Source organism: Myxococcus sp. AB036A (genome assembly GCF_006547355.1).
GTDB lineage: Bacteria > Myxococcota > Myxococcia > Myxococcales > Myxococcaceae > Myxococcus > Myxococcus virescens.
On the sequence record NZ_VHLC01000014.1, the window covers coordinates 67,715 to 86,169 of the forward strand.

General features: G+C 68.4%; 6 protein-coding genes. All 6 read right to left on the reverse strand.

Annotated features, from left to right (window positions below):
* Positions 1–76: 76 nt before the first annotated feature.
* On the reverse strand, positions 77–4,624 hold the full coding sequence (locus FL344_RS08420) for a non-ribosomal peptide synthetase (RefSeq protein ID WP_194863037.1): 4,548 nt from the start codon (positions 4,622–4,624) through the stop codon (positions 77–79).
* Positions 4,625–4,637: 13 nt separating this feature from the next.
* Positions 4,638–6,317, reverse strand: coding sequence for a PhpK family radical SAM P-methyltransferase (locus FL344_RS08425; RefSeq protein WP_141618138.1), 1,680 nt, complete (start codon positions 6,315–6,317; stop codon positions 4,638–4,640).
* A 99-nt stretch (positions 6,318–6,416) separates the two neighbouring features.
* Positions 6,417–12,596, reverse strand: coding sequence for a non-ribosomal peptide synthetase (locus FL344_RS08430; protein ID WP_141618139.1), 6,180 nt, complete (start codon positions 12,594–12,596; stop codon positions 6,417–6,419).
* Positions 12,593–15,880, reverse strand: a complete 3,288-nt coding sequence (locus tag FL344_RS08435; RefSeq protein ID WP_141618140.1) for a non-ribosomal peptide synthetase — start codon at positions 15,878–15,880, stop codon at positions 12,593–12,595. The genes FL344_RS08430 and FL344_RS08435 overlap by 4 nt, the downstream gene beginning before the upstream one ends.
* A 107-nt stretch (positions 15,881–15,987) precedes the next feature.
* Entirely contained in the window at positions 15,988–16,998 is a 1,011-nt protein-coding gene (locus tag FL344_RS08440) for a GNAT family N-acetyltransferase (RefSeq protein WP_228564868.1), read from the reverse strand.
* Positions 16,999–17,059: 61 nt separating this feature from the next.
* A complete protein-coding gene (locus FL344_RS08445) occupies positions 17,060–18,370 on the reverse strand; it encodes a hypothetical protein (protein WP_141618142.1) in 1,311 nt (436 codons plus the stop codon).
* Positions 18,371–18,455 lie beyond the last annotated feature (85 nt).

Consider the following 18,455-nt stretch of genomic DNA (forward strand, 5'->3'; position numbering starts at 1 on the left):
CCGCGCCACCGGAAAGGATGCCTCCGGCAACGCGTTCCGGAGGGCGAGTCCTCCGGAAGAGGTCCACCACCCGGCGCTACTTCTTGAGCTTGCCCAGGAGCTTGTCCAACTTCGACTGGTCCAACCCGGCCAGTGGGAAGTCTGAAGGCGCGAGGACCTGCCGCTCGGGAACCCCGCGCTCCGCGAGCAACGTCCGGAGCGTGTCCAGGTACCGAGCGGAGAGCCGCTCCACGGTGGCGGTCTCATGCAGGTCGGTGCTGAAGTACCAGGTGACATGGAGCTGACCGTCCGCCACGCGGGCAATCACCGCCAGCTTGTGCTGGCGCGTGGGCGCCCGTTGCTCCGGGTGGTCCAGCACGGTGAACCACGGACCCGCGAGGTGGTACTGCCCCACGTACCGGAAGAGCACCTCGGCCTGGGGCGCGCGCGCCAACCGGGCGCGAAGCTCCGCGTCGGGTGAGAGGTAGCGCAGCACCCCGTAGCCCAGGCCCCGGTTCGGCACGGAGCGGAGCTGCTCCTTCACCGTCCGCACGGTGGCGCTGGGCCCCGCCCGTTCCGGCGTGAGCCGCACGGGGTACAGCGAGGTGAGCCAGCCCACCGTCCGGGAGAGATCGACGTCCTCGAAGACGTCCTCGCGCCCGTGGCCTTCGATGTCGAGCAGCACTTCCGGATGACCCGTCCACTCGTGCAGGGTCCAGGCCAGGGTGGCGATCAGCAGCTCGCCAATCTCACACCGGTACGCCTCGGGCAGCTCGTTGAGCAGGAGCCGGCTCTCTTCAGGCGACAGGGCGTGTGTGAATTCCCGCTCCAGGTTTGTGGGAACCTGGGGCTCCGGGCGCTCCACAGGAAGCGGCCGGGGTGGCTCCTTCCCCTGCGCGGTCCAGTGCGCGAGTTCCTCCCGCAGCCGGGGCGAGTCCGCGTAGCCCTGGAGTCGCTCGAGCCAGTCGCGGACCGAGGTGGTCCTGGGCGGCAGCTTGCATTCGCCGCCTCCTCCGAACTGCTCGTAGGCGAGCTGGAGCTGTTCGAAGAGGACGCGCCAGGAGACGCCGTCCACCACGAGCCGGTGCGCGGCGATCATCAGCCGGCTCGGGCGGTGGGGGCCCAGCTCGAGCAGGGCTGTCACCACCACGGGGCCCCCGTCCAACCGGAGCTTCGCCTGGAGTTCCTGCCCTAGCGCTTGGAATCGCTCCTCGAGCAGGGCGTCAGGGACCGAAGCGAGGTCAATCCGGGTGAACGGCATCGGTGCGCCAGGCGGGGCCATGAGGGCTTCCCAGCCGGAGCCATTGCGCGTCACTCGGAGCCTGAGCACGTCGTGGTGGTTCAGCAGGGCGGTCAATGCCTGCTGGAGCCTGGACGGGTCCAGGGGTTGCCGTGCTTCGAGGGGTACGACAATGCCCCAGCCATCCAGGTCCGGTACTTCCTGCTCCAGGAACCAGCGCTGGATCTGGGTCAGCGGTAGGGAGCCGGTGACCGGGCCCTCGTCGTCGGGAGAGGCAGGTGCCTGGGCCGCGACGCTGGCCAGCTCGGCGATGGTCTGGTGCTTGAAGAGCTGCCGCGGGGTGAGCTTCAGCCCTGCCTGGTCGGCTTTCGAAACGACGAGGATCCCCAGGATGGAGTCCCCACCGACGCTGAAGAAGTTGTCGGTGACCGACACCTCCTTCAGGTTCAGGACCTGGCACCAGATGTCCGCCAGGGTGGCTTCCACGGGCGTCCGAGGGGCAACGAGTTGGCTGCGTTGCCTCCGCCGCGCCTCCTCCAGGGAGGGGAGGGCCTCGTGGTTGACCTTCCCATTCAGGGTGAGCGGCAGCTTCTTCAGGTGGACGTAGACGTTCGGGAGCACCTCCTCGATGAGCCGCTCCGCGAGGAAGGCGCGGAGTTGAGCGTGCTCCTGTTCCTGGCGCGAGACGTAGTAGGCGACGAGCACCTCGTTACCGTTCGTGTCCCGTTTCAGCATCATCACGCTGTCGCGCACCTGAGGGTGCTGATTGAGCGCGTGGCGCAGCTCGTTCAGCTCGATGCGGTAGCCGTGGTACTTCACCTGGTTGTCCGCCCGGCCGAGGTGCTCCAGGGTTCCGTCGGGCAGGTGGCGGGCGAGATCCCCCGTCCGGTACATCCTGGCACCGGGCGTGGCGCTGAAGGGATTGGGGAGGAACGACTGCGCGGTCAGGTCTGGACGGTTCAGGTACCCCCGGGCGAGCGCAGCACCACCGATGTAGAGCTCGCCGCTCATGCCCACTGCCACGGGCCGCAGCCTCGCGTCGAGCACGTAGACCTGGGTGTTGTCGATGGGGCGCTCGAGCGGGAGGGTGTTGTTCGCGGCGAAGGGCCGCGACGCATCCAGCCGGTACGTCATCACGCCCACCGTCGTCTCCGTGGGCCCGTAGTGGTTGTAGATGCGGCACTCGGGCGCCTGGGCTTGCAGTTCTTCGGCCCAAGCGCGGGGCGTCGCCTCGCCGCCAAGGATGAGCCGCTGCCGCGGGAGAAGCGCCCCGGCCGTGCCAGCGCTCGCGAGCGCGCGCAGGTGGCTGGGGACAATCTTGAGCACGTCAATCGGGTTGTGCTGGAGGTACTCCACGAAGGCCGCCGGATCCGACACGCGCTCGGCGGAGATGACGTGCAGGGTTCCGCCGAGACAGAGCGCGGGGAAGATGACGGTATTGCCGAGGTCCGCCGAGAAGGTGGAGACGGTGGCGTAGGCAGCGCCTTCGGGCAGGTCCAGCCGCTCCATCACGCTCGCGACATAGTTGTGGAGCTGCCGGTGCTCGACGACGACACCCTTGGGACGGCCGGTGGAGCCGGAGGTGAAGAGGACGTACGCGGGGTGCTCCAGCAGGGCTCCGCCGCGTGGGGCACTGGTGGGTTCCCCGGCGAAGGTGGCCTCTTCGTCGAGGCACAGCACCTCGCGCCCCTCGGCCTCGGGGACGGTTTCGCGCAACCGTTTCTGGGTGAGGAGGACCTTCGCCTGGATGTCGTCAAGCAGCCCGGCGAGCCGTTGCCGGGGTTGGCCCGGATCGAGCGGGACGTAGGCCCCGCCAGACTTCAGGACGGCCAGGATACCCACCATGATTTCGAGCGAGCGGTTGAGGTACAGCCCCACTCGCATCTCCGGACCTACGCCCCGGCGGCGGAGCGCGTGCGCCACCCGGTTGGCCCACGCGTCGAGCTGCGCGTAGGTGAGCGTGCGCTCCTCGTAGACGAGGGCCACCCGGTCCGGATGGCGTGAGGCTTGTTCTTCCACCCAGGTGTGGACGCAGCGCGCCGGGTGTTCCCGGGCCGTGGCGTTGAAGTCCACCAGCAACCGTGCCCGCTCGCGTGGGCTCACCGCATCCAAGCCATCCAACCGCGCCCGCGGTGAGCCGGCTATCTGCTCCAGGAGCGCTTCGAGTTGCCCAAGCACCTGTTCAGCGGCAGCGGGCGGGAAGAGGCTTCGATCGTACTGGAGTTCGAGCGTGAGCGTGGACCGCGTCCGCAGGCAGCAGAGGCACAGCTTGGATTGATCCACATAGGCGCGTGCCGATTCGAGTCGGAGCACACCCGCGCCCTCGTGCGGCGTCTCCGGCACGTCCTCCCAGCGGAAGCCGATGACGGGGAAGTCCCGGCCAGGAACGCGCTCGCCATCCGAGGCGGGCCAGACATAGTACCGTTGCCACTCCAGCACTTCGCGCCGCTCCTGCTGGAGCTGGAGGGCCAGCTCGCCCAGCGGCTGGGCCGCGTCGAGGCGGACGCGGAGCGGCACCCAGCGGGAGAGGGGGCCGACCACTTCCGCCAGTTCCTCGTGCTCGCGTCCGTCGCTCTGAAGGCCCAGCACGAGGTCCGTCTGGCCGGTCAGCTTCCAGAGCTCCGCGCTCCAGGTGGCGAGCAGAAGGCCCTCGAGGGAGCACCCCAGCTCGCGCGCCGCCGCGTCGAGCCGCGACAGCCGCTCGCCGTTCAGCGTCAACTCGAGCGATGCCGGGTCGAACGCCTGCGCCGCGTTCGCGGGCCTTTCAAAGGGCAGCATCACCGCCGCGCCTGCGGTGGTCCCGTGCTTCTCCCAATAGGTGGCCGCGGGGTGGTCTGGCTCCGTCAGCTCCTCGCGGAGCTCGTTCTGCCATTCAGAGAACGAGAGGTGAGAGGCCTGCTCTCCGTCCTGCTCCGGTTCCTGGGCTTGCCCTGCGATGTCTCGCTGAAGCTCCGAGCAGAAGCGCCGCAGGGTGGCGGCGTCGGCGCACAGCGCTGGCGCCACCAGCCCCAGCAGGTGTTGCCCGGTGTCCAACGTCATCAGGCTCACGCGGAGGACGGGGCCGGTGTCGAGCTCGAAAGCGCGCTGGCCCACCTGTTGGAAGTGGGCGAGGGCGCGTTCCTCGCGCGTGGCGGCGGGGAAGGTGCGGAAGTCCACCCGGTCCCACTCCACCTCGCCGCTCGCCATCAGCTCCTGCACGGGGGCGTCCAGTCCCGGCAGGCTCGGGAAGCGGGTTCGGAGCGGCTCATGTCGCGCGACGAGCCGCGCCACCGCGTGCTCGAGGGCACCGGGTTGGGGGGCGCCCTCGAGCCGCATCAATGCCTGGACCCGAAGCGTCTGGTGCTTGCCGTGCAACCGCCACAGACGAAGCTGCTGAGGAGAGAGCCGATACGCTTCGATGCTCAATTGCGAACTCCCATCATCTTCCAGCCAGCACCGCTTGGGACGAGGCGCCGCTCCATTGGCGCACCAGCGCTTCCATCTGCCCCACGTAGTCCCGCTGCTGGACGCGCTTCGTCTCCGAGGAGACGGAGGCGATCTCCAGCGCAAGGAGCTGGTGGGCCAGCCGCATCAGCGCCTTGAACTGCTCCGTCTGGAGCCCCCGCCCGAGCAGGTAGGGGATGATCCAGAAGTCGAATGACCACTGCGGCAACCAGACGGAGTCCTTCACCGTGAGGAACATCCGGTCGATGTGGTCCATCGCCTCCAGGCTCTCCATGGTGTCGTGCCGCCAGTTGAACCCCTGGCCGGTAATCCCATACTGCTGCCGCTTCGCATCCACGGCGGTACCGGGTTCGCAGTACCAGAGCTGGGTGCGGTAGTAGTGCGGCCGGGTCTCCTGGATGAACGCGAGGGTCTCGTCGACCGTCTCTTCCGTCTCGCCGGGGAAGCCCAGGATGAATGACGCGAAGGTGAGGATGCCGTGGGCATGCAGCCGCTTCATGCCGCTCACGTACTTCTCCACCGTCGCGGCCTTGTTCATGTTGGCCAGGATTCGCGGCGAGCCGGATTCAATCCCAAGGAAGACGCCGCGGCACCCGCTCTGCGCCGCCAGGTCCACGGCCTCGTCGTCCGAGTTGCTGCACCGGAAATAGGAGAACCAGTTGAAGCCGTAGCGGCGCTCGATCAGCAACCGGCACAGTTCCTTGAAGCGCTTCAGCGGCACGTTGAACGTATCGTCAATGAAGACGACGTTCTGGGTGCCCAGCTCGGCCATCGCGTCCAGTTCGCGTGCCACCGCATCCAGGCTCGCCAGGGTCAGGCTGCCGGCACGCATGGGATAGGCACAGAACGAGCAACTGTATGCACAGCTCCGGGCGGTGCGGGTCTGGAGCGTGGGGCCCAGGGGGCTCTCCGCCATGCCGCGCCAGTCGATGATGTTCTCGTCGAGGGAGTTGCTTTCCGCCTGCGGTGGGTTGATGCGATAGCGCCCTGCGCGGACGGGCCCTCCCTCGGCGGGGTAGATGAGGTTGGGGACGTCGCCCAGCTCCTGGCCCGCCTTCAGCCGGTCGAGGACCCGCGAGAGCGTGAGTTCGCCCTGGCTCTCGACGACGTAGATGTCCGCGCCGAGGTCGTCGAGCACCACCGCGAGTTCATTCCCCTCGTAGCGCCGGTGATGATTGGAAACCAGCGGACCGCCGACGATGATCCGGACGTCGGGGTTGTGCTGGCGGATGAACTGCACCATCTCGATGACGGGATCATTGAGGACGTAGAAGGTGGTGGTGATGGCCACCGCGCGAGGGTTTTGAGCGAGCAGCTCGGCCAGGCGCTCCTTCTCGTGCTGGAACAGGTTGAGGTACGTCACGTCATGGCCGTGGCGGCGCAGGAAGCTGCTGAGATAGACGGCAGCGAGGCTGGGGATGCCTCCAGAGCGGAACGCTGCGTGCGGCGTCCCCGAGGGGAGGGCCCTGCGGTACACGTGGTTCAGCAGGTCCACGTAGTTGAGCCGCTTGCCTTCGAGCTCGATGAAGCTGAACTTCAGATCCCGATACGCTTCGGAGTCCTCGCCAAAGCGCCTGATTCCGGCTTCGTACTCGTCGAACGGGGTCTCGTTGTACCCGATGACGATGCAATCGCGACGTGTCGCCTCCGCCATGACCGCTCCCCTGTGCTTCGGTCCGCTGCTGCCGGATCCGCCTCGCCACGGTGAGCTGGGGCTGCTTCCGGGGTGGGCCGGGAGCGCTCCCCTCTACCGCTACCTATGAATTGCGGATTTTGCGGAATTCTCGCAGACGCTGCTACCTGATTCAACCTGCGCCGGGGGCACCCACTCCTGGAGTCCCTCCATCAACGCACAGAGTCTCTGTTCGGGGTCCCCGAGGAGACGCTCGAGCACGTACTGCATTTGCGCCAGCGCACGGGTGGCCGTGTCCTCGTCAATCCAATCGCGCTGCCAGCCGAGTTCGAGCCTCAGCGGTGGGCCCGGGACTGCCACCAGTGACAGCGGGTAGGGCCAGCGATCGATGATCCGCATGGCCTCTACCGTGAACCCCGGTGCCGTGCGTTCGAGGACGAAGCGGATGGGGTAGTTCTCGAAGCGGAGGACGCTGTCGAACAGGGGGTTGTCGTCTGGCAGCCCGGTCCAACGCCTCAACGCCGAGAGTGGAACGTGGCTGAACTGGCGCTGCTCGGCCTGTTGGGCTTGCAACTGGGCCAGCCACTCGAGGACGGGAGCGCCCGGTACCAACCGGACCCGCGTGGGAAGCGTGTTGATGAGGTGCCCGACCATGTCCTCCACACCCGGGAGGTCCACGGGGCGCACGGCCGCGGTCACCCCGAAGACGACCTCCTCGGCGCGAGGGCCATTGGCCAGGACCAGTGCCCACGCACCTTGGATGAGGGTGTTCAGCGTGAGCCGGTGTGTCCTCGCCAGTTCCTGGAGCGCCGTTGTGGTGGCCGGCGCCATCTCGAGCGTTCGTTCCGCATACCGCGAATGCTCCAGAGGTCGCTGCCCGCCGGCTGGGGCGTGGGAGGCCGCCGGTGGTCCGGCCAGGCCCGCCAACTCGCGCCGCCAGTATTCCTCCGCGCGCCAGGGCTGCTGGCGTTGCACCCAGGCGACGAGTTCCCGGAAGGGGGGCCGCGGCGGCAGCTCCACGGGGACCCCGCGCGAGAGGCTGCCGTACACCGTGAACACTTCTTCCAGCAGCAGGGACATGCTCCAACCGTCGAGCATGCCGTGGTGGCTGCTCCACACGAGGTGGCATGCCTGAGGCGCGAGCTGGATGAACGTGAGCCGTAGCAGCGGCGGCCGGTCTGGGCTGAAGCCGGTCTCACGGTCCGCCTCGAGGAATTGCTCCAGCAGGACGCGCGCCTCACTGTCCGTTCGCTTCGTCCAGTCGAGCCGCTCGACGGGGAGCGAGGGGGCGCGGTGGACGAGCTGGTGGGGCTCCGCCGTCGCCTCCAGCGCCACCGAGCCACGGAGCGCCGGGTGCCGCTCCATCACACGCTGGCAGGCCGCGACGAAGGTGTCTGGCGAGAAGGTGCCCACCAATCGGCACGAGAGCTGGGTGAAGTAAGCCCACGCCCCGGGGTGGGCTCGCGTGTGCTCGAACATCTCGCGCTGGCCAAGCACGAGTGGATACACGTCTTCCGTGCCGGGCGCCTCCGCCAGCAGGCGCTCAAGAGACACCGGTGCCAGCCGCGCAAGCGGGAAACGGGCCGCGCGGCCCCGGTGCCCGCCCGCGCGCGAGAGCGCGACGAGCTCCCTCAGCACCTGGAGGAAGCGCTCCGCGAGTCGGGCGATCGTCGAGGCGTGGTGGCGGGCCTCGCTGTAGGCCCAGCCGATCCTCAGCCGACCGGCGTGAATGAGTCCGTTGACCTCGAGCGCGTGGGTGCGCGGCGCCAGGGGGCTGACGGTCGGGCCTGGGGACTCTTCCGCGGGTTGAAAGAGGCCGTCGCCCGCGAACACCTGATCGAATTGCCCCAGGTAATTGAACAGCACCTGCGCTTCGTCTGAGGGGAGGCCACCGGCGTCACCCTGGCGCAGGTAGCGCAGGACGCCGAAGTCGATGCCCTGGTTCGGGATGCGCTGGAGCTGGGCCTTCACGGATTCCAGCAACTCCAGGAGGCCGCCACCCGCGGGGGCTTCGAGCACCACAGGGAAGATGGAGGTGAACCACCCCACCGTGCGAGAGAGGTCAACGTCATCGAACAGCGGCTCCCGGCCGTGGCCCTCCAGGTCCACGAGCCACCTTCGGCCCCCCGTCCAATTCGACAGCACGGAGGTGAGCGCGGTGAGCAGGACATCGTTCATCCCGCAGCGGAACGCCTCAGGCACCTCGCGGAGGAGCGCGGACGTCTCCTCCGCTCCGAGTTCCACGGTGTACGTCCGGGCGTCCGCGGCGGTGTCGCTGGCGGCCGATGCTCCGGGCAGGTCCTCCGGGAGCCTTGCCACATTGGAGCGATCCATCCGCCGCCAGTAGTCGAAGGCGGGGGTGGCGGAGGCCGCGTACTCGCGCAGCCGTCTGGACCAGTGCTGGTACGAGGTGGTCTTCGCAGGGAGGTGGATTTCGCGTCCCTGGAGGAGGGACTGGTACGCCGCCTGGAGATCCTCCAGCAGGACACGCCAGGAGAAGCCGTCCACGGCCAGGTGATGGGCGAGGAGCAGCAGGCGTCCCGCCTTCCCGTGGCCGAGGTCGAACCACACGGCCCGCAGCAGTGGGCCCTGTTGGAGATCCAGGCTTTCTTGGAGGCTTGCCGCGGTGGCCTCCAATTCGCGGCGCTGATGTTCCGGGGGCAAGCCGGAGAGATTGAACATGCTCACGGCTGGCGCGCGCTCCAGCTCGACACAGTGCTGGGTCCAGCCATGCCCGGTTTCTTCAAAGCGCAGCCGGAGCGCGTCGTGATGGGCGAGGAGCGCCTGGAGCGCCGGATCGAGGAGGTCCGAGCGGAAGGCCGCGTGGGTTTCCAGCAGCACGGCCTGGTTGAAGTGGTGGGGGGCGGGTTGGGGCTGCCGGAAGAACCAGCACTGGATTGGGGTGAGTGGGACGTCACCCTTGACCAGTCCCTGCTCCGCGATGATGGCCCCACCGGTACCCGCCGCCGCAGCGAGCTCCTCGAACGTCTGATGATCGAAGAGTTGCTTCGGGGTCAGGTGCAGGCCGGCCCGGTTCGCCCGGCCAATCAGCTGCACGCCCAGGATGGAGTCGCCGCCGAGGTCGAAGAAGTTGTCGCGGATGCCGACCCGTTCCAGGCGCAGGATCTCGGCACCGAGGGAGCACAGCAGGGCTTGCGTGCGGGTCCGAGGCGCGACGTACGCGTGGTGGGGTTCGCGTGCGAGCGCCTCCGGCGCGGGGAGCGCCCTGCGGTCCACCTTGCCGTTCGGCGACAGGGGCAGTGCGTCCAGTGGCACCACCACCGAGGGGACCAGGTGTTCCGGGAGCTTCGCGCGAGCGAGCTGGCGCAGCACCTCGGGCTCCACGTCCGCGCCTTCATTCGGTACCACGTAGGCCACCAGCCGCTTGCTGCCCTCGAGGTCCTCGCGCGCGACCACCACCACCTCGCGGACGCCGGGGGCCTGGCCGAGCACCCCTTCAATCTCGCCCAGCTCGATGCGATATCCTCGCACCTTGACCTGCTCGTCCCTGCGGCCGAGGAAGTCCAGCACTCCATCCGGGAAGCGGCGCACCCGATCCCCAGTCCGGTACAGCCTGGCGCCAGGGATGTCGCCGAACGGATCCGGCACGAAGCGCTCCGCGGTCAGCTCCGGCCGGGCCAGGTAGCCGCGGGCCACGCCGTCCCCGCCGATATAGAGTTCCCCGGGCACTCCCACCGGTACGAGGCGCAGGTGCGCGTCGAGCACGTAGAGTCGCGTGTTCGCGATTGGCCGGCCGATCGCTACTGACCCCGTGCGGGCGTCACCCGGCCTGGCCTCGTGGACGCAGCAGCCCACCACCGTCTCGGTCGGCCCGTACTCATTGATGAGCCGTGTCCCTGGTGCGTGGCTCCTCCAGGGCTCCAGCGCTTCGGCGGTCAATGCCTCCCCGCCAATGACGAACGCTCGCGCCTGTCCGGCCAGCGCCGCCGGGTCGAGCTGCCGCGCGAGCAGCTTCAGGTGCGTCGGCGTCAGCTTGACCAGGCTGAAATCTGGCTTCGAGCGGAGTGCCTTGGCCAGCCCCTCCAGCCGGTCGTCCTCTGGGACCAGCGTCACCGTCCTTCCTGCCACCAGCGGCGCGAGAAGGCTCGTCACCGTCAGGTCGAAGGAGATGGAGGAATGCACCGGAGCCCCCGAGCCCTCCGCCACGTGGTACGCGCCGGTGCACCAGCTCAGGTAGTTCACCACTCCCCGGTGTTCAATCATCGCCCCCTTCGGCGTGCCGGTGGAGCCCGAGGTGTAGAGCACATACGCCAGGTTCCCGGCGGTGACGGGGGCCTCCAGATTCGACGTCGCCTCGCGCGCCAGCGGCTCCTGGTCCGCGTCCAGGCACAGCAGTTGCTCTCCTTGCGAGGGGAGCCGGTCGGCGATTCGTTCGAGGGTGACCAGCACCGGAACGCGGGCGTCCCGGAGCATGAAGCCGAGCCGCTCGGAGGGGTAGGTGGGGTCGAGCGGGAGGTACGCACCGCCCGCCTTGAGGATGCCGAACAGGCCCACCACCAACTCCGGACCGCGCTCGAGGCACAGGCCGACCACCGTCTCGGGGCCAACGCCCATCGCCCGCAGGCGCCTGGCGAGCTGGTTCGCTCGCTCGTTCAGGTCGCGGTAGCGGAGCGTGAAGCCTTCGTGGAGGACCGCGAGGGACTCGGGCGTCCGGCGGACCTGCTCCTCGAAGAGCGTATGAACGCAGGCCGCGTGGGGGTACTCCGCCCGGGTGTCGTTCCAGACGGCGAGCAGTTGCTGCTCCTCATCCGCGGACAGGAGCGGGAGCGCGGAGATGCGGCAGCCAGGGGCCGCCACCGCGCCCGCCAGGAGCCGCTGGAAGTGCGCCACCATCCGGCGGATGGTGCCTTCATCGAACAGCTCCGTGCTGTACTCCCACTTGCACTCCAGCCCCCGCGGCGTCTCCGCCACGAAGACGGTGAGGTCCAATTTCGCGGAGGCCTGTTCCAGCTCCACCGGCTGAATCGTGAGCCCGGGCAGCGACAGCTCCGAGAGCGCCACGTCCTGGAGCAGGAGTTTGACTTGAAAGATGGACGCATGGCCCCGGCTCCGCTCGGGATTGAGCACCTTGACCAGCTCTTCGAAAGGCAGGTCCTGATGCGCGTACGCGTCCAGCGCCGTGGCGCGCACCTGCCCGAGCAGCTCCCGGAATGGGGGATCTCCGTCGAAGCGGGTGCGCAGCGCGAGCTGGTTGACGAAGAAGCCGATCAGCCCCTGGGTCTCGGCGCGGCTGCGATTGGCCACGTCCGTGCCCACGACGATGTCATCCTGTCCGGTGTAGCGATGAAGGAGCGCTTGGAACGCCGCCATCAGCATCATGAACAGGGTCGCGCCTTCGCGCCGGGCCGCTGCCCGGAGCGCCTCCGCCAGCTCCGTGGGAATGAGGGACGCCAGACTAGCGCCCGCGCCACTCCACGCCGCCGGACGCGGCCGGTCCGTTGGCAACGCCAGCACCTGCGGCGCGCCCGCGAGCTGCCGCCGCCAATACGAGAGCTGGCGTTCGAGCACCTCCCCCTGGAGCCAGCTTCGTTGCCAGAGCGCGAAGTCCGCGTACTGGATGGGCAACTCCGGTAGCGCGGGCCCGGTGCCGGGGGCCGCGGTGTAGAGCGCGGCCACCTCCCGCACGAGCACGGTCTCGGACCAACCGTCCGAGACAATGTGGTGGAGGGTGAGCAGCAGCACGTGGTCGTCCGGAGCGAGCCGCAGCAGGGTGGTCCGCACGAGCGGTCCCCGGGTCAGATCGAATGGCCGCGAGGACTCTTCCCGAGCCATCCTCGAGGCCATCGCCTCTCGGCCGTCAGGCGGATGTTCCTCGAGCGACACCAACGGGACGGGATGGGGGGCTGGCGGGGTGATGTGCTGGAATGGCTGGTCCTCGGCCATCTGGAAGGTGGTGCGCAGCGACTCGTGACGCCGCACGACCTCGGAGCAGGCGCGCCGGAATGCCTCCACGTCCAACGGGCCGCGCAATCTGAGCGGCACCGCCATGTTGTACAGGGCGCTGTCCGGCTCGAGCCGGTCGAGGAACCACAGCCGCTGCTGCGCGAACGACAGCGGAATCCGCGGGGGCCGTGGTGCGCTCGGGATGATGGCGTGGGTGGGGGTGGCCGCTTGGGCCTCTCGAAGGAAGTCGATCAGCTCCGATTTGTGGGCGCGCAAGGAAGCGCGCAGCTCCTCGGTGAGCACGCCCTTGGGCGCGCTGCAACGGAGCTGCTCCTGCTCCAGCCACAGCCTTACGCCCCGCTGGCGCAGCTCCGTGACCAGCTCGAGGACTGTCACAACTCCACCTCTTCGCGCTCGATGTCCTCCGGCTCGTCCTTGGGAGGGCCCGAGGTCGCCCAGCGGAGGGCCTCGATCTTCTCCGCCAGCCGGGCCACCGTGGTCAGCTCGAACAGGGTCCGCAGCGGCAGGTCGATGCCGAAGAGTTCGCGCAGCCGGGAGTGCGCGCGGACAGCGAGCAGCGAGTGGCCGCCGAGCTCGAAGAAATCATCCTCGACGCCGATCGGCTGGCGCGACAGCACCTCTTGCCAGAGCGCCACGAGCCGCTCCTCCACATCGGAGCGAGGGGGCGAGGGCGCACGCGCTTCCTGGGCAGCGGCGGCGTCCGGTATGGGCAACGCCTTGCGGTCCACCTTCCCGTTGGCGTTCAGCGGCAACGCGGGCAACACGACGAAGACAGAGGGCATCATGTAGTGCGGCAGATGTCCCTGGAGGAACTCACGGAGGAGGGTGATGCCCTCGTGGCCGTCGCGGCTGCTGCCCCCGGCAGCTCCGGGCCAGGTCCCCTCGCGTGGCACCACATAGGCGACCAGTTGTTTGCCGCGGGTGGGCAGCTCGCGCGCCACCACCACGGCTTGCCTGACCGTTGGGTGCCGGGCGAGCACCGACTCCACCTCACCGGGCTCCACCCGGAAGCCGCGAATCTTCACCTGGAAGTCCGCCCGGTCGAGGAACTCGATGCTTCCGTCGGGGCGATAGCGGCAGATGTCACCCGTCTTGTAGAAGCGCGCCCCGCTGAGGGTGGAGAACGGATCCGGTAGGAACGACGCGGCCGTGCGCGTGGGATTGTTCAGGTAGCCGCGGCCCACCCCGATGCCGCCAATGTACAGCTCCCCAGCGAGCCCGACAGGCACCGGACGCAGCCGCGAATCCAGGATGTACATCGTCAGGTTCGGCAGCGCGTAGCCCACCGGTACGCGCTCCTCGTCGTCCGGTGGTGGCTGGGACACCGTGTAGAGGTTCGTGTCGTCCGAGGTCTCCGTCGGGCCGTAGGCATTGAGCAGCGGCACGCGCGGGTACAGTTTCAGCCACCGTCTGCAAAGCGCGGGCGGGAGCACCTCTCCGGTGGGAATGAGGCAGTGGAGCGACTGCATCGGCAACCGCGCGGGGTCCATCCGCTCGAGCTGCTCAATCATCGCCGTCAGCAACGCGGGAACCACCTCGAGGACTGTGATGCCTGTCCGGTCCAACTCCGCCAGGAAGCTGGCGGGATCCCGCGTCAGCTCGGTGTCGAGAATCTGGACGCGTGCTCCCAGCAGCAGCGGGGCGAGGAACTGCCAGACGGAGATGTCGAAGCACTGTGAGGCCGTTTGAGCCATCACGTCCGCCGGCCCCAGCCGCAGGAAATCAATCATGCCGCGCATGTGGTTGATCTTCCCAGCGTGCTCCAGCATGGCGCCCTTGGGGGCGCCCGTGGAGCCGGACGTGTAGATGACATACGCCAGGTTCCGCCCGTGGCTGCGGCACGGCGGATCGTCCGCTGGCGCCTGGCGCTCCAGCAACTCTGGGATCTCCAATGCGCGTGGCCGGGCACCGGCGGGCAGGAGCGCCAGCGCCGCGTCGAGCAGCGCGCGGCGTTCTCGGGACACCACCACCATGGGGGTCTGGCTCTGCCCGAGGATTTGCGCCAACCGCTCGGCGGGGTGGTCCGGATCCAACGGGAGGTAGGCGCCTCCCGCCTTGAGAATCCCGACGATGGAGGCGAGGAAGTCCACCCCTCGATCACCGAGCAGCGCGACGACGATGTCGGGCCCCACGCCTTCCGTGATGAGCGGATGTGCCAGCTGGTTGGACCGGGCGTTGAGCTCGCGGTAGGTGAGCTGGTCGTCGCGGTGAGTCACCGCGATTGCGTCCGGGGTCCGTGCGGCCTGCTCCTGGATGAGCTGCGGGATGGAGCTGTTGAACGGGTAGTCCGCCCGCTGCTGGTTCCAGTCGAGCAGGACTTGCCGGCGCTCGGCGTCCGGCAGCATCGAGAGTTCGTCCAGGCGCCGCTCGGGGTGATGGGCCAGCTCCTCGAGCAGCCGCGCGTAGTGCGTCAGCAGCCGCGCGAGCGTCGCATCGTCGAGCTGCCGGCGATCGTAGCTCGCCAGGAGGGTGAAGGCAGGGCCGGGGACAACGTCGATGTGAAGGATGTAGCTGGTGAAGTCGTAGGTCTCGATGTCCGTGACGGTCGCGCCACCGCCCGGCGAGGTCTCGGCGTGGGCGAAGGGGAAGCTCTCGAAGACGAGCAGCGTCTCGAAGAGGTTCTGGCCGCGCGGCACCTCGCTCCAGCCGTGAATCTGCACGAGCGAGCTGTACTCGTACTGGCGCGCTTCGGCCTGCTCGCGCTGGAGCTGTTGGAGGTATGGCAGGACGAGGCCGTCTGGATCGACCCGCGTCCGCACCGGCTGGGTGTTGATGAACATCCCCACCATGGATTGCGCGCCCGGCAGGTCAGCGGGCCGTCCGGACACCGTGGTGCCAAAAACGACGTCGGACTGGCCGCTATAGCGGCTGAGCAGCAGCGCCCAGATGCCTTGGAAGAGGGTGTTTGGCGTCAGCGCGTGCGTCCGGGCAAGGGCGCGGAGCTGCTCCGACGTCTCTTCGGAAAGAATGAGTGAGGAGCGCCCATGCCAGGAACCCTCGGCCTTCGTGGCCCGCGCCACCGGCAGGGGCGTGGGTGAGGAGAAGCCTGCCAGCCGCTCGCGCCAGAAGTGCTCCGCCTGCCCGGATGATTGCTGTTGGAGCCAGGCAATGTAGTCGCGGTAGGGGCGCGTGGCGCTGCGCGCGGGGCGTTCGCCCCGGACGAGCGCGTGGTACGCGTCGAGGCACTCCTCGAGGAGCAGCCCGAGTGACCAGCCATCCAGCAGCAGGTGATGACAGCTCCAGACGAACGTGTGGGTCCGAGGGCTGGTGCGGATGAGGAGCAGCCGCATGAGCGGCGCCTGGTCGAGCGCGAACCCGCGCTGGCGATCCGCATCGAGGAGGGCCGCCAGCTCACGATGCTGTGCCTCGGGTGCGAGGTGGCCCCAATCCTGCCGGGTGAGCTGCACGGAGACGGCACGGTGGACGACCTGGAGGGGCTCCTCCAACTCCTCCCAGGTGAACGAGGTGCGCAGCGCTGGGTGCTGATCGAGGACGTGCTGCCACGCTGCCTCGAAGTGCGCCGGCTCCACGTGCCCCTCCAGTGTGCACGTAATCTGGAGGAAATACTGTCCTGCCTCGGGAGCGTACAGGGTGTGGAAGAGCATCCCCTGTTGCAGGGGCGAGAGCGGGTAGATGTCTTCGATGGCGTGGTGTGACATCAGTCAGCCCGTCCGGTTCGTTGAGAGGGACACGCCGCGAGCAGGGCGGCAATGTGAGAGGTACCGTTGTTTCAATGGCAGTTCAATCCAGGGAACACGTTCCACGCCTATGTATGGGTGGAGCGTGCGCCGCGCGCCCACGCCACGCGTTCGTCGATGCGGCGGCTCAACCGGTAGAGGGCTGGACTGAAGCCCATGCGGGGCCAGGCGCGGGAGGCGGTCAGATTGGTTGCGCGCCAATCGGTGATACAGGCGCGGAATCCCATTCGCCTGGCCTCCTCCACGCCGCGCGCGAACAGCGCACGGCCAACGCCGCGGCAGCGAACGTCCTCCCGTGTGACCCCTACCGTGAAGGTGACGCTATTCGGAGGCGTCAGCACTTCATCGGGGGACTGTTCAGCAGGGCTGAAGATGGCGAACCCGAGCAGCCGTCCTTCCTGCTCGGCGAGCCAGATGCGATCGGCTTCGCCCTCAATCAACTCCGTGTAGTCCTGCGGCCAGTCTTCGGAGAACTCGGGCAGGTACGGCGCGAACACCGGTGACGCGCGCTGGTGCTCGGAGATGAGCCCCGCCATTTCCAGGAGCCGATCCAAATCGTCCATGCCCGCGCGGCGGATCCGGAGGGGGCTGTCCAGGGCGCCAGGCCGAAGGTCCACCGGGTCCAGGGAACGGAGCGCGTGGACTTGCTCATGCCCGAAGCCGGCGCCGTACCAGGCCTCGAGCGCGGGACGATCATGGGCGGGGACGAGCGCGGCGTGAACGAAGCAGCCGTCCTGGACCCACTGCGCGGCCAGGGCCGCATACAGGTCGCGGTACACCTCGGGACTCGTTCCCGGGGCGAGCGCGTGGCCGGGCGCGAACAGCCAGGCCGAGCGCCCCCATGTGGTGTCGATCCGCAGTGTCCCGAGGGCGAAGCCGATGAGCTGCCCGTTCTGGAGCGCGGCGAAGCCGCTCGTGCGAGGCCGCTGCCGGAGCGCTTCCAGGATCCGCCGCGCTTCGGCGGCTGACTCGGGCTCACCCGGCAACAGCGGGAGCGCGGCCCGGTGGGCGCGGTGCCGCAGGGCGAGCAGCGAGGCGGCCGCTTCCAGGTGCTCGTTCACGAAGGGGACCAGGTTCATGGTCCGAGCTTGTCCCGTCTTCCGCGGACAGTCCATGTTCCCTGGAAGCCACGCCGCGGCCTCACGCCACGGGCTGCGTCAACGCCAGACGCACCAGTCGCATCGCTTGTTCGAGCAGCTTGGGGTCGTCGGATGGGAAGCGGTAGGGGAACCGGTAGCGCGCGCGCAGCGACGCCACACGTTCGGCGATCTGCTCCGTCGGCTGCGTCTGGAGGATCGCCGCGACGAAGAGCTTGGCGAGCTCCTCCATGTCGTCGGCCATGAGTCCGTGGTACGTGGGCTCGTTCAGGCCGACCCGGAGGACCGGTTCAGGAATGCCGGGCAGCGATGGATAGGCATTGGTGCGGATGCCCGCGTCGAACAGCCGCTGGCTCGCGGTGAACGCGTCCACGCCGGATGCCCGCGTCCGGACCCAGAGCTGATGGCCGGCAGAGAAGCCGCGTTCCTTGCCGTCAAGCTCCAACCCAAGACGATCGAGCGCGGCGCCGAAGCGCCGGGTATTCAGCACCACCTGGGCAGCGTACTGCTCACCCCGGCAGTGCTTGAACTCGAGCAGCGCCAACGCCAGGCTCACCGTCGCGCCGAAGTGGTGGCTGCTCACCATGTACTGCTGGGTTGCTCGGAAGCGCTCGAAGAGTTCCCTCCGGTTGGTGGCGAAGATGGCCTTCTGCGGTCCTGGGAAGGTCTTGTGGGTGGAGCCGCCGAAGGAGTGGGCGCCCTCCGCGAGCGGATTGGGAAGCTGGCGGCCGAGCACCAGACCCATCCAATGGCTTGCGTCGATGTGGAGCAGGGCGTTCGGGGCCTCTCGCTGGACGGCCCGCGCCAGCCGTTCGACGTCCAGGGGAAACAGCGCATTGGACTGATCGATGTAGACGAGCCCCGGCTGGTGGGCGCGCAGCGCCTCGACGAACTGTGTCTCGTCCACGGTGTGCGCGTCGGGCCCCGTGGCGTAGCAGACCTTCAATCCCAGCCGGGCGGCGACGCTCGCGGTCGCATAGTGCCCGCCCTGGGCGCGGGATAGCAGCATCACCGTGGAGCCAGGGGGGCCTCCGAACGCGGACAGCGTCAGGGTCATCAGGTTCAGCCCGGACAGCGCGCGCACGTTGACGAACTCGGCGCCGGCCAGCTCGCGCAGCAGCGGCCTCGCCAGCTCGGTCTCCAGCGAGGACAGCTCTTGTACGCCCCGGAACTCCCAGGGCTCCTCTTCTGCCCCATCATTGAAAAAATAGCGGTGGTGTAGATCGAGCAGCATCGGCAGCTTGGCCAGCGCCGACATGCTGTTCTCGCTCGGCACCATGTTCAGGGTGCGCGCGGCGCGTGTCTCGTGCTGTTCGAGGCGGGTCAGGATCTCTGAGATCTGTTCCAGGTCCACGGACACTCCTTGAGGGAGGCCCGCGAGACAGGCCTCCACCGTGCAATCCTAACGTCATGTGCCAGGCGCTGGTTCGCTGTCGGAG